The following is a 13,631-nucleotide window of genomic DNA, read 5'->3' on the forward strand; positions in this document are numbered from 1 at the left end:
TAAGTGAAATTTGATTAAAACAGGAGAATATTATGGATCATTTTGAATTGCATTCCGAGTACAAGCCAACTGGAGACCAGCCCCAGGCAATTGAGCGTCTGGTCAGGGGCTTTAAAGAAGGCAACCAGTTCGAAACTTTACTGGGTGTCACCGGTTCCGGCAAGACATTTACCATGGCGAACGTCATCGCCCAGCTAAACAAACCAACCCTCATCCTCGCCCACAACAAAACTCTCGCGGCGCAGCTTTACGGTGAGATGAAAGAATTCTTCCCTGAGAACGCAGTGGAATATTTTGTCTCCTAGTATCTCGATATTGATTTATATACTATATATTGATTAAATAATGTGAAGTAAAACTATATAAAGTATGATAAACGATGAGCTAAAAACAAATGGACATGATGGATTGGCTATAACGGTGAACAAAATTCGTCGAAGAAAGTAGTAAAATTGATACATGGAAAATATTGATTGAGAAACAGGTGTAAAGCAGTTATAATTAAAGTAGGAAAATAATGATTTGCATAAAATGATAAGGAAAGGCGGTGTATCATATGACTATGTTACAGGAGCAGGCTGTTCAGATGATTCAGGATATGTCCGATGATAATGTAGGCTTTCTGATTGAAGTGATTCGGCGATTAATACCAAAGAAAACATATACCAGTGTTATTTATCCGTCTCAGAAACCAGATGAAAAAATGCAGGCGTTTAAAGAACTGGTAGCTACCAGAAGTGAAGCAAAAAAATATTTGCCGGATGACTTTGATCCGGATGCCGAGCTGGAAGCAGCAAGAAGGGAAAAATATGATAGTATTGATTGATACGAATGTAATTATTGATTTTCTTGTTGCAAGAGAACCGTTTTACGATTCTGCGTTGCATGTGATGGAGAAATGTGCATCTGGAGAAGCAGAGGGATATATAGCATTTCACTCTTTGCCTAATCTGTGGTACATTCTCAGAAAAGTTCCAGCAGAGACAAGAAGATCATGGTTAGAAAAGGTCTGCAAGATTCTAAAAGTAGCGTCTGCATCTCAGGAAGCAGTCATGAAAGCTATTAAGATGAATAACTTCAAAGATTTTGAAGATTGTTTGCAGGACAGATGTGCCGAGGAAGTTTCGGCAAATTATATAATTACTCGAAATACCGAAGATTTTGAGACTTCTATAGTGTCAGCTATAGAACCTGATGAATGGCTAAAGAAATTAAATTGAAAGAAAAATCCCTCGGAACATTCCTGAGGGATTTTATAAATGTAAGACGTTTAATGAGTACCATTACCATAATTCTTTTCTTTATAATTTTGATATTTTGAAGAAGATAGTATTTGATGTTTTTTCGTTTCTAATGACCAAGATTTTGTTGAATCAACATAATCTTGTAGTTCTGTTATTATTTGATAATAGTCTCTATAATGTGTTCGGTGTGATATAAGTAAATCTAAAATACATTGATGGAATTTATCATATATACAAAAGTATTTTTCGATTTTAACAAAATCTAAGTTAGCCATTAGGGCAGTTGTATCGTGATTTACTTTTGTACATTCATTATTTAAGCAATAAACCCATTGCCCATGTGCAACTTTGTTTCTTATTTGGCTGGGGTCAATAATATATTCGTGTAGAAGTCTGTGTAATGTTTGTTTTTTATTTGCAACTTCTCCCAAATTAGTTGTATTAAGTTTATTAAATGCAAGATCGACACATTTTAACCATTTTTGTTCTAAATTACGTTCAGCCATTATTTGAATGATTTCTGACTCTGTAAATGCCTTGGGCGTATGAATAAGTTTTAAGAAAGAAGTTTCGACATAAGCAGAATAAAGAAGAGCATACATTTTTGTCAGAGAAATTAAATCAGGATCTTGTTTTTCACGAATGGCTCTATTAACTAAAGCACAAATTCTTTTTCGCTGTTTTTTTAAATCTCTTAAATTTTCAGTACTTGCTGTGAATATTTCTTCTGCCATAGTAATATATCAGGAATTTCGAGATGCTAAAAATCACTAAAGATTTAATGAGCTTTAGCATCCCGGAATTGAACCGGGACCTCCCTCCATAAAAGGTGTTCTACCATAATAAACTAATGCTCCGCATTTATAATACTATAAAGAAAATATTTATTCAAGTTAATTGTTTATATAATGATAATCTGGGTATTGCTAGGAATACTTCTATAGGAAAGGCTGCTTATGTAAAAGTAGTGGACGATTTCCATACCATAATCGGTATGATTGCAGAACAAATTTAACATGGTCTCTGACGGCATAGAAATTATGCATATCACAGTTATAGAGCATACCATTAGTCAAAACTATCGTGTTTACAAGGATATGAACGTGAAGATGATTGGTATTTTCATGGACGGAGAAGATAACCTGATACTGTGCGTTCGCAAAGATTTTACATACCTTTTTAGCAATCTGATATGCCTGAAAAGGCGTAATATCGTATTCATAATATGGATCAAAAGACAAGACAAAATGTCTGAGAGGAATATAATTGCTTTTATAGTATAAGTTTCTGACAATGTAGAACTGTTCAGTTACTTCCTGAAGTGTTCCTTTTACGAATCAACAATATGGAATATGTATTGGTTGGAGATTACTACATCCCGGATCTGAAGCTTCCCAATGAGGAACGCCCTATCGGAAAATATGGGCGGATGCACCGAGAGTATCTGAAAGAGCACAATCCAATGATGTTCAACGATCTGGTTCTGGAGGGGCAGATCTGGACTTACCTTGCCAATCTGAACGAGCAGGCACAAAGTCACCTGAAATGTATTATCGAGCAGATGAAGGTCGCAGAGGGCGTGACAGAGGATCTGAAAGCCAGTGACCAGATGGCTTGGGTCAGAGCCATGAACAGCATTCATAATCGTGCAGAGGAGATCATTCTCCGGGAGCTGATTTACGGGGAGGGTGCAGTATGAGAATCCTGGAAGAATTCTGGTATGGCAATATCGAGCCAACAGAGTATGTTTCAGCCGCCTGCAAGGAGTTGAAAGAAGCCCTCCGCTTGATTACCAGAAACGAGGAAAAACTTCTGGCAATCATGACGGAAGAGCAGAAGGAACTTTTTTCCCGTTATACGGATGCTGTCCATGAGCATCAGACCATGGTAGAGTGCCTGCTGTTCCAGAGCAGCTTTAAGCTGGGAGCCAAGATGATGGTTGAGGTTATGGAATAATAAAGCATAGAACAAGGCCGGATGCTGCTTCGCAAGAAGTGGTATCCGGCTTTTCTTGATTTTTTGGATGTATCACACAATAATTCATAATTTTGCGATTGCAATCACACTTTTATATATTTTTTGGTAAATATCGAGTGTCGAAATCCAGAATAAAAAATTTCACACACAGAAATTATAAAATTGTGCGTGAAATTATTCCCTTTCGAGAGATTGTTTAACTTTTTGATGATTCTTAATCCACTGGGCAGATTTTTGCATAATTGAAAGAAATCAAGTTAGCTCATCTAATCACTTGATAATTACATGATAATTAGATATAATTAAAATAATAGTGACGGCTAAAGGAGGTAATCTTCTTGATAGAAGGAAAGAATGTGGAGTTCAAGCGTGAATATATGGACGACATTAAGTACGCTGTTATTGCATTTGCAAATACAAATGGTGGGAAGCTTTATATCGGCATCAATGATGACGGAACAATATACGGTGTTGATAATGTAGATGATACTATGCTTCGCCTAACTAATATGATTCGAGATATTGTGCGTCCAGACGTGACTATGTTCACTGATTACTCTGTTGAGAAAATGGAACATAAAGATGTTATTGTTTTAACTGTGCAACGTGGCACAGCTCGTCCTTACTATTTGCATTCGAAAGGTATTCGCCCGGAGGGCGTATATGTACGTCAAGGTGCTTCTTCAGTTCCAGCTTCTGAAACAGCCATTTTGAATATGATTCGAGAAACCAGCGGAGATTGCTATGAAGATGCACGTTCCATTAATCAGCAGCTGACATTTGAAAAAGCGAAAGAATATTTTGCAAAGAAAAAGGTGGAGTTTGGCGATGCTCAGAAGCGCACACTGAATATAATCGGTGAAGATGGCACTTACACAAATCTTGGAATGTTGCTGTCTGATCAGTGCACGCATACCATCAAAATGGCCGTCTTTGAGGGAAGTAAGAAAAGTGTTTTTAAGGATCGCAAGGAACTGACAGGTTCTTTGCTGGAACAGCTTGAGGAGGCGTACACCTATATCGACCAATTCAATCACACTCGTGCAGAATTTAAAGGATTAGATCGAATTGACAAGCGAGATTATCCTGCCGAAGCACTACGTGAAGCTCTTTTAAATGCACTTGTGCATCGAGACTATTCCGTGAGCGGTTCCACCCTTATTAGTATTTTTGATGGACGCATAGAATTCGTAACCATTGGTGGATTGGTCCGTGGGATTTCTTATGAGGATATAATGCTGGGTGTATCTGTTTTGCGTAACAAAAAATTAGCAAATGTTTTTTATCGTCTTAAGTTAATTGAAGCTTATGGCACCGGCATTATGAAAATTAATGAATGCTATGCGGATCAAGCGGTAAAGCCTATTATTGAAGTGAGCAACAATGCATTTAAGATCACCTTGCCTAACTTAAATTATAATCAAGAAATGCACGAAGTAGGGATTAAAAATGAGCGCATGAAAATGGTTCTCTCATTGTTTGGAAAAAAGGATAGCATTGTAAGAAAAGATGTAGATGATCTGCTGGGCGTATCTCAGTCTACATCCAGTATTCTTCTACGTGAAATGTTGGATAACGGACTGATTGTAAAAGTTGGTAGCGGCAGAAATCTCAAATATAGATTAAAGATAAGGTCTTGATTGTGAGGGAAATTAATATGACTCGTTTTGAAATGATAATGGCAGTTTTAAATTTAGTTGCAATTGTAGGAATTCCAATCTTAGCAGTTGTTATAGGTCAATACCTGCAAAACCGTGCAGAAAAACGGAAAGATAAAATGCAAATTTTTCGTACCCTTATGACATCACGAATTTACGGTTGGACTGTAGACAGTGTTCATGCACTCAATCTTATTGATGTGGTTTTTGCAAAAGATACTGCTGTCAGAGGCGCTTGGAAAAACCTTTTAGATGCATATTCATCTTCGGAAGAATCTGAATTAATGAAGCAAAAACGACAAAATTTAAACTATAATTTGCTGGAAGAAATGGCGAAGAATCTCGGCTATAAAGACAGAATCACTTGGGAAACTATTCAGAATCCCTATGTACCCAAAGGAATGATCGACCAGTGGGAAGCTCAGGCAAGATCTCAACAAGCATACAATGATTTGCTTCATAGTATGACCAGTATCATGCCGAAAAAAGAAAGCAAAGAGGTAACGAAATGAGTACTAATGTTTCTAAGAAAAAACGTGAGGATTTATTAAGTAAAATCGGACAAATACGAACATTCATTGCCTCTGCGCCACAAGACACGAATACAGGAAATCTTCTTTCTTATTTATCTGAGTTAGAAAAAGATATTAATGGAAAAAAATACGGCCTCATTTTTGAGGAGCACAAAGAGCATATTGATGAGGTTCTTGAATCAAATACACCAGTATTGAATGAAGATAAAGATCTTTTCATCAACAATGGTGAAATAATTAACTTTTTAATCGAGGGAGATAATTTAGCATCGCTTCAAATGTTAGAGAAAACTCATAGAGGAAAAGTTGATTTGATTTACATCGATCCCCCATATAATACATTAAAAGACGGATTCACATATTCGGATACTCTGGTTGATAAGAACGATACCTTTCGGCATTCAAAGTGGTTATCGTTTATGAGACGTCGACTTGTGATAGCCCAAAAACTTTTATCATCCAATGGGACAATATTCATATCTATTGATGACAATGAAGTTGCAGCATTAAGGGTGCTTTGTGATGAACTATTTGGATATCAGAATTTTGTGGCTAACATCATATGGGAAAAGAAATTTTCTCCACAAAATGATGCAAAATGGCTCTCTGATAGCCATGATCATATCCTCCTGTATGCAAAGAACAAAGAAATCTGGCATCCGAAATTGTTGGAACGTACAGTTGAAATGGATAAACGATATACAAACCCAGATAATGATCCTCGGGGGCCATGGACATCAAGTGATTTTACAGTCAAAACAGCATCTGAAGCATATATGTACGATATTGTTACACCTTCAGGAAGAGTTGTACGTCCCACATCAAGCAGGAGCTGGGCTACATCAGAAGAGAACTATTTAGCGTTAAGAGCTGATAATCGGATTTGGTTCGGCGCAAAAGGAAATAATGTGCCAAGGATTAAAACTTTTTTGTCAGAGGTGCAAAAAGGGACTGTATGTAAAACAATATGGTATAGAACAGAAGTTGGAGATACGCAGGAGGGCACTCGTGACTTAAAATCAGTCTTTGGAAAAGCGGGTATGTTTACTAACCCTAAGCCGATTAGGCTCATCAATAGAATTTTAGATATTGCGTCCCAAAATAACAGCATCGTACTCGACTTTTTTGCAGGAAGCGGCACTACAGGTCATGCACTACTCAAGTATAATGCAGAGCATGCTGATAGCAAGCGACAATTTATTCTGTGCACCAATAATGAAAACGATATTTGTAGAAACGTTACGTATGAAAGAATCAAACGAGTTATTGCTAACGAAGGGTACAATGCCAGTTTGAAATATTTCCGTGTTGGATATATTCCAATCACTGACAGGATGTATTATGAGTATGCAGATGAACTTCTGCTTCATGTTCGTGAACTTGTGGAGCTTGAAAATGGAATTAACTTCACAGGAAATGCCGAAATTGCCATTATATTGAGTGAAGAAGAGCTGGAAGGATTTATGGAAAATGCGGTTAATCTCTCTCAGTGTCGTAAGCTGTATATGGCCCATGACATTTTACTTGATGCAGAGCAAGAGCAAAAGCTAAGAGATCAAAAGATTTCCGTGAATATCATTCCTGACTATTATTATAAAGAACTGGAGGGCTAAACATGGAAATTACTCTTGCAAATTTTCAGTTGAAGGCTATCTTTGATTTGATGGAAGCTATGGAAGGGTTACACAATGAGATTGTTTTAAAGAGCTGCACAGGTAGCGGAAAAACAATTATTCTGACTCATTTTATAGACGAATATATTAAAAGCAATAGTAGAACTGTTTTCATCTGGCTGACCCCTGGGAAGGGCGGTTTAGAAGAACAGAGTAAAAACAAGATGGATAAATATATCCACGGCAGCCACACTAAATTATTGCATGATATTATGGCAAGCGGATTTGAAGAAAACGATGTCTGCTTTATCAATTGGGAAAAACTTACTAAGAAAGGCAATACTGCCTTGAGGGATAGTGAACGAACCAATTTTGTTGAGTATATTAAAAACGCATTGGATGCTGGCCTTTCATTCAAAGTCATTGTGGATGAGTCCCATCAAAACGATACCATCAAGGCCGATGATATTATTGAGTTGTTTCATCCAGACAAAATAATCAGATGCTCTGCTACACCTAAAGGATATAAAAACGCAACTGTTATTGACATTCCAGAAGAAGATGTTATTTCCGAAGGCTTGATTAAGAAACTTCTTGTCATCAACGAAAACTTCGAGCAGAATATCAGCGTTGACGATCAGATTTCTTACTTAATCCAAAAAGCAATTGCTAAGCAACAGGAGATTCATGCAGAATTTTTAAGACGTAATGTCAATGTAAACCCTCTGATTGTGGTCCAGATTCCCAATAAGTCTGATGCATTGCTGGATCGAATTGAAGAATACTTTGAATCTCAGGGAATCACTTATGAGAATAGTCAACTGGCAGTTTGGCTTTCTGATAAAAAGCAGAATTTAGAAGGAATTTCCGACCCAGATGCCACACCAATAGCGGTAATTATAAAGCAAGCTGTTGCAACGGGGTGGGATTGTCCGAGAGCTCATATCTTAGTCAAACTCCGTGACAACATGAGTGAAACCTTTGAAATTCAGACCATTGGACGTATTCGCCGTATGCCAGAGGCAAAGCATTACGATTGTGATTTGTTGGATTGTTGCTATCTTTTTACGCTGGATGAAAAATTTACGGAAAGCGTCAAGCTGAGTCTTGGTAAAGACGCTTTGGAGGCATACCGGGTATTCCTGAAACCGGAGCACCGTTCCTTTACCTTAATTAGCGAGTACAAAACGAATGTCCCGTTCCCTCGTGATGCCAAACTGGCCCTAAAAGTAATCAGCAAGTTCTTTGAAAAGAAATATCATGCCACGAGTGATATGGATAAAAACAAGACATTGCTTGAAGCCCATGGATATTCGTTTGCTGAAGATATTATTGACTACACCAAATCTGGTGAGGTTTCCATTTTATCTAAAGAGAATATTTCTGGGTTGAATGATGTTGCAATTCATGAACCTTTGAATACTCACAAGCATGGTAAGGCATATCATCATTGCGTAGCAGAAATTGGATTTAAAATAAACCTTGATTACAGCAGTATCAATGCAATTATACGAAAGTTATTTCTGCAGGGCCTGCACTGTGATTGTAAAATCTTAAAAATTGACACTCGTGCACTGTATGCTTTTGTTATCAATAATAAGCATCGTTTGATTGAAGATGTAAGAAGTGCAATGTCCGATGAAGCACTTCAACTTAGTTTGGATATACCGAGAGTCACGGAAAAGCCGATTGGTTTCCCACAGGAAACACTATTTACATATGATATAACCGGAAAATCTCAGAGTGAAATGACAAAGAACGTATATAAGCGTTACTTGGCTTCTGCAGAAAGGCGTTCTCTTCCAGAGAAACTTTTCGAACGCCATTGCCAAAATAGTTCTAAAGTTTCGTGGTTTTATAAAAACGGAGATAAGGGCATCGAATATTTCTCCATTGTGTATGTGGACAACTTCGGAAAGCAAAAGTCTTTTTATCCAGACTATGTTGTTGGAGCGACCGATGGTTCAGTTTGGATTATTGAGACAAAGGGTGGCTTTACAAAGTCTGGAGATAGTGAAGACATTGATAAATACACGGCTAAAAAATTTGGCGTATTAAAAAAATATGTAGATCGCTACAATCTTAAAGGTGGAATTGTACGCCAAGATAAGCAAAGTGGGGAGCTTTGTATTTGTAGTGACCAGTATTCTGATGACATTGGAAGCGACTGCTGGTCACTGCTTTCTGACGTGCTTTAAGGAGGATAGAAATGGGCACAGAGACCAAAAAGAAAAATGTTCCTATTTATTTTTACTATTTAACCATTGCAAAGCAAAAAAATGCCGAAGATGGTTCCAAGTACAGCATGGATCAAATTGTTGCATCTTTTTCGGCAATGCTGCAGCATGTCCTTTCCCAAAGCTTGAGTGATAGAAAACGGAATCTGACAACTTCAGAGAAAATTGTATGGCTGGATTCTGTTAAAGAATTGACACCGGGCAATTATGATATTATTTTCAAATCTGCCAAATATAATCATGTACGGAAAGAAATTGATACTGAAACGATGGAAGAACTTGGACTTCGGAAACGCCAGCAGGATGGTGACGAAGAAAAAACTCATCTTTGTATTCGGTTAGCGAAAGGACAACATCGGTTTTTAGCTGTACATGAAAGCAATCACTATGGCATTTCGATAAAGTGTATTATTGATTATCTTAATGCAAAATTCAAGCAATACAGTGAGGAATGTAACGACAATTATTTATATACACTTATACATGAGATAATGCCAGGAGATGATTTTTTGACATCTCTCAAGAAAGCTAAAACTACATCTTTTATTACGTTGACCGTTAGCAAAGATGATCTGAATGATGACTTTATGAGATTTGCAAATCGAACTGATATCAGTGATGAAGTGCAAATTCTTATAAAAAAACCGAGAAAGGCCAAGAAATTCCCGGAAAATTTGATAAAAGCATATTATGAGGATATGCAAAGCAATAACAAAATTAAGAAAATAGCAGTCAAGGGAACAAATGAATCCGGGACATTTGAAGCTGCCACAGACTTGATTAAGATGAAACACTATCTTACAGTGGAAGCCGAAGGATTAACTAACGAGGTGTGTAGTTCTGAGTTCTTCAATAAGGCTCAAACTTTTATAGATGAAACGAGGCGGTGATAATGAAGTCAATTCTTTTTGTCCCAGTTAAAGACTATATAAAATCCAGAAAAAAACTGTATGTCAAATTTATATTCCCAATGGTGGTTGCAACAACAGCTTTGGCAATTACTCTTTTCTTTAATTTTGGCGATGGTGAAAAGCTCAATGCAGTTTTTTCTGAATTTATTAGCACTCAAATAAATATTATTGCCATTTTAATATCGTTCTCTATTGCGATTATTACGATACTAGTTTCTGCAGATAATCATAATATACAGGAACTTAAAAACACATTGTCGAATGAGAAACACTATCATTCAGTAAACGGAAAGCAACTATCATTATTCCAGATTTTATTATCTAATATAGCATATAATATTATTTGTGAAACGGTTTATCTGATTTTCTTGATTGCTGTTGCTCTGACCAAATCAATTTTCCCACTTCAATCATTGAAGTATGTTTCGGCAATCTGTATTTTCGTCATACTTCATATTCTTCTTGTACTGCTTGAGTCCGTTGCACAAATGTACCTCACTTTTTGGGATAAAAAATAAATTCATATTTCGCATAAATTGAATTGTGCTGGGCATGTAAGAATCATACCGGGTGTAGTGAGTTAAGATAACGGTGAGCCTCTGCCAAGAAAGCAGCCTTTCCCTCCTAAGCAGACATTATCTGTTCGACTTCTGTCTGGCGTTTATAAAACTGTATATTTTCAGAAAACAATATAATGCAATGTAATTGATAGGAAGCATCCAACTTCAACGGTTGGGTGCTTTTCTTTGTTTGCGCGCCATCTGGTATTTGAAGCCATTGTTGAGGAACGTAAGCAATATGAAAAGAATCGTCGGCGTAGAGGAAAATACTTTTTCGATGGAGACTACATTTGCTGTTCAACTTATGGAAAACCGAGAAGTAAGGATTTTCACTGGAAACACTATAAATAGTTATTGCAGGAGACAGACTTCCTGATATTCGGTGGCATGATCTGAGAAGTACATATTGCACTCTGTTGTTAAAGAATAATTTCTCTCCTAAGGCAGTATCCAAGTTGATGGGACATGCAAGAGAGTTGATAACCATGGATGTGTATGGAGATAATGGAAATATTATAGCTGAGGAGATCCCGCCGGAATTGCTTTCTTATATGGAAGAAGTGTTACCGGAAAAGAAGAAGGATAATACAGAAAATGTTCTAGATACGATGATAAATGTAGAAAAATTTTCAAAGAACTAACGTTCGGTTTGTATATACAATTCCATATTTCCATGATATAATATCTCTTACATTTGAGTGTTAATTCGTCCACGTCAGTTTTACTACTTTTTATAAGTCTATAAAATGTCAGGTGGTGAACAGAATTCGTCGAGAGGCATATTTGGGCAAAATCAGAGAATGTGCTTCGACGAATTTCTGCCTGATAGACGAACTTTTTTGATATAAAAACCAGGAGGTGCTTTTGTGCAGAATTCACAACAAATCTTCAAATTACATTCCGAATACCAACCCACCGGTGACCAGCCACAGGCAATTGAGAAACTGGTCAAAGGATTCAAAGAAGGCAACCAGTTCGAGACTTTGCTGGGTGTCACAGGTTCCGGTAAGACCTTCACCATGGCGAACGTTATCGCCCAGTTAAATAAGCCAACTTTGGTACTTGCGCACAATAAAACACTTGCAGCACAGCTGTACGGTGAGTTTAAGGAATTCTTCCCTGAGAACGCAGTGGAATATTTTGTCTCCTATTATGACTACTATCAGCCGGAGGCTTATGTCCCGTCTTCAGACACCTATATTGCCAAAGACTCCTCCATCAATGACGAGATTGACAAACTCCGTCTCTCTGCCACAGCCGCAATGTCAGAGCGGAAAGACGTAGTGGTCATTTCCTCCGTTTCCTGTATCTACGGACTGGGTTCCCCTCAGGAATTCTTTGACATGATGATTTCCCTGCGTCCGGGAATGACCAAAGACCGGGATGAGGTAATCCGGGAACTGATCGACATTCAATATACCAGAAATGAGATGGACTTTCACCGAAGTACCTTCCGTGTCCGTGGAGATACCCTGGAAATTTTCCCTGCCAACAGCTCCGACACAGCCGTGAGAGTAGAATTTTTCGGAGATGAGATTGACCGTATTTCAGAAATTGATATATTGACAGGAGAAATCAAATGCCAGCGTTCTCATATCAGCATTTTCCCTGCGTCCCACTATGTAGTGCCTGCAGAACAGATCCAGAAAGCAGCCGTAGCCATAGAAGAAGAATTAAAAGAACGTGTAGAGTATTTCAAAAGCGAGGACAAGCTTCTGGAAGCCCAGCGAATCTCAGAACGCACCAATTTCGACATTGAAATGATGAAAGAAACCGGATTCTGTTCAGGAATCGAAAATTATTCCAGACATCTGTCAGGATTAAAGCCCGGACAGCCGCCATACACACTGCTGGACTATTTTGGAGATGACTTCTTACTTATTATAGATGAATCTCATATCACAGTACCTCAGGTAGGAGGAATGTATGCCGGTGACCAGAGCAGGAAGCAGACACTGGTAGACTACGGATTCCGGCTTCCTTCAGCCAAAGATAACCGCCCCTTAAGCTTCGAGGAATTCGAATCCAAACTGGATCAGGTCATGTTTGTATCTGCCACTCCGGGACAATATGAGTATGATCACGAACTCCTCCGCGCAGAACAGATCATCCGTCCAACCGGACTTCTGGATCCGAAGGTAGAAGTCCGCCCCATTGAAGGACAGATTGACGACCTGATCGGGGAAGTAAATAAAGAAGTGTCAAAGAAACACAAAATCCTGATTACCACCCTCACCAAACGAATGGCAGAAGACCTGACAGAATATATGAAAGAAGTAGGAATCAGAGTCCGTTACCTCCATTCCGATATTGATACCTTAGAGCGTGCCCGCATCATCCGGGATATGCGTCTGGATGTTTTTGATGTTCTGGTAGGAATCAACCTCCTTCGAGAAGGCCTGGACATCCCGGAAATCACCCTGGTAGCAATCCTGGATGCAGACAAAGAAGGTTTCCTCCGTTCCGAAACCTCCCTCATCCAGACCATCGGACGAGCTGCCCGAAATAGCGAAGGCCATGTAATCATGTACGCAGACAACATGACCGATTCCATGCACAAAGCCATCACCGAAACCAACCGCCGCCGAACCATTCAGGAAGCCTACAACAAAGAACACGGAATTACTCCGACTACTATCAAAAAAGCAGTCCGCGATCTCATCGCCGTATCCAAAGCAGTAGCTGAAACCGAAGTCCGACTCCAGAAAGACCCAGAGTCCATGACCCGTACAGAACTCACCAAACTCATCGCCCAGGTAGAAAAACAAATGCGCGCCGCAGCCGCAGATCTCAACTTCGAACAAGCTGCAGAACTCCGCGATAAAATGATCGACCTGAAAAAGAACCTGGATACACTAGACAAATAATGTTTCTTAATCCAGCCCATCAGAGTGTGAA

The 13,631-nt window shown here is 38.5% G+C and carries 13 protein-coding genes and 2 pseudogenes; 13 read left to right on the forward strand and 2 right to left on the reverse strand.

Going from position 1 to position 13,631, the window contains the following annotated elements; translation table 11 throughout:
- Positions 1-32: 32 nt before the first annotated feature.
- The 3 genes and pseudogenes from ACTNDS_RS00920 to ACTNDS_RS00930 form a co-directional block, all read left to right on the forward strand.
- Positions 33-302 (forward strand): annotated as a pseudogene (locus tag ACTNDS_RS00920) (DEAD/DEAH box helicase family protein); the annotation flags it as partial.
- A gap of 254 nt (positions 303-556) precedes the next feature.
- The gene (locus ACTNDS_RS00925) at positions 557-826 is read left to right on the forward strand and encodes a hypothetical protein (RefSeq protein WP_441032635.1); all 270 of its coding nucleotides are present in this window, start codon (positions 557-559) and stop codon (positions 824-826) included.
- Positions 810-1,220: a type II toxin-antitoxin system VapC family toxin gene (locus ACTNDS_RS00930; RefSeq protein ID WP_441032638.1), complete on the forward strand. Its 411-nt coding sequence runs from the start codon at positions 810-812 to the stop codon at positions 1,218-1,220. Before ACTNDS_RS00925 ends, ACTNDS_RS00930 begins: the two co-directional genes overlap by 17 nt.
- Positions 1,221-1,270: 50 nt before the next feature.
- Here ACTNDS_RS00930 and ACTNDS_RS00935 read toward each other — a convergent pair whose 3' ends face one another.
- On the reverse strand, positions 1,271-1,978 hold the full coding sequence (locus ACTNDS_RS00935) for a hypothetical protein (protein WP_441032641.1): 708 nt from the start codon (positions 1,976-1,978) through the stop codon (positions 1,271-1,273).
- A 204-nt stretch (positions 1,979-2,182) separates the two neighbouring features.
- A pseudogene (locus ACTNDS_RS00940) lies at positions 2,183-2,560 on the reverse strand (relaxase/mobilization nuclease domain-containing protein); the annotation flags it as partial.
- Between the two features lie 29 nt (positions 2,561-2,589).
- Here ACTNDS_RS00940 and ACTNDS_RS00945 point away from each other — a divergent pair.
- The 10 genes from ACTNDS_RS00945 to uvrB all read left to right on the forward strand — a co-directional run bounded on the left by ACTNDS_RS00945 (position 2,590) and on the right by uvrB (position 13,600).
- Positions 2,590-2,943: a TnpV protein gene (locus ACTNDS_RS00945; protein ID WP_441032643.1), complete on the forward strand. Its 354-nt coding sequence runs from the start codon at positions 2,590-2,592 to the stop codon at positions 2,941-2,943.
- Positions 2,940-3,200, forward strand: a complete 261-nt coding sequence (locus tag ACTNDS_RS00950; protein ID WP_441032646.1) for a DUF6809 family protein — start codon at positions 2,940-2,942, stop codon at positions 3,198-3,200. The genes ACTNDS_RS00945 and ACTNDS_RS00950 overlap by 4 nt, the downstream gene beginning before the upstream one ends.
- Positions 3,201-3,553: 353 nt before the next feature.
- On the forward strand, positions 3,554-4,861 hold the full coding sequence (locus ACTNDS_RS00955) for an RNA-binding domain-containing protein (RefSeq protein ID WP_441033133.1): 1,308 nt from the start codon (positions 3,554-3,556) through the stop codon (positions 4,859-4,861).
- 17 nt (positions 4,862-4,878) lie between these two features.
- Positions 4,879-5,391, forward strand: a complete 513-nt coding sequence (locus ACTNDS_RS00960) for a DUF6680 family protein (protein WP_441032649.1) — start codon at positions 4,879-4,881, stop codon at positions 5,389-5,391.
- Complete coding sequence (locus ACTNDS_RS00965; RefSeq protein WP_441032652.1) at positions 5,388-7,025, forward strand: site-specific DNA-methyltransferase; 1,638 nt, start codon at positions 5,388-5,390, stop codon at positions 7,023-7,025. The genes ACTNDS_RS00960 and ACTNDS_RS00965 overlap by 4 nt, the downstream gene beginning before the upstream one ends.
- A 2-nt stretch (positions 7,026-7,027) precedes the next feature.
- Complete coding sequence (locus ACTNDS_RS00970) at positions 7,028-9,223, forward strand: DEAD/DEAH box helicase (RefSeq protein WP_441032655.1); 2,196 nt, start codon at positions 7,028-7,030, stop codon at positions 9,221-9,223.
- Between the two features lie 11 nt (positions 9,224-9,234).
- On the forward strand, positions 9,235-10,152 hold the full coding sequence (locus tag ACTNDS_RS00975) for a hypothetical protein (RefSeq protein ID WP_441032658.1): 918 nt from the start codon (positions 9,235-9,237) through the stop codon (positions 10,150-10,152).
- Between the two features lie 2 nt (positions 10,153-10,154).
- Positions 10,155-10,691 (forward strand): hypothetical protein, encoded by a 537-nt coding sequence (locus tag ACTNDS_RS00980; protein WP_055067231.1) that lies wholly within the window; start codon positions 10,155-10,157, stop codon positions 10,689-10,691.
- A 500-nt stretch (positions 10,692-11,191) separates the two neighbouring features.
- Positions 11,192-11,374, forward strand: a complete 183-nt coding sequence (locus tag ACTNDS_RS00985; RefSeq protein ID WP_441032661.1) for a hypothetical protein — start codon at positions 11,192-11,194, stop codon at positions 11,372-11,374.
- Between the two features lie 225 nt (positions 11,375-11,599).
- Positions 11,600-13,600 carry an excinuclease ABC subunit UvrB gene (gene uvrB / locus ACTNDS_RS00990; RefSeq protein WP_441032664.1) on the forward strand — a complete coding sequence of 667 codons (2,001 nt, stop codon included), beginning with the start codon at positions 11,600-11,602 and terminating at the stop codon, positions 13,598-13,600.
- Positions 13,601-13,631: the final 31 nt, after the last annotated feature.

Origin of the sequence: Blautia sp. HCP3S3_C12 (genome assembly GCF_052064155.1) — a bacterium.
Taxonomy (GTDB): Bacteria; Bacillota; Clostridia; order Lachnospirales; family Lachnospiraceae; genus Blautia_A.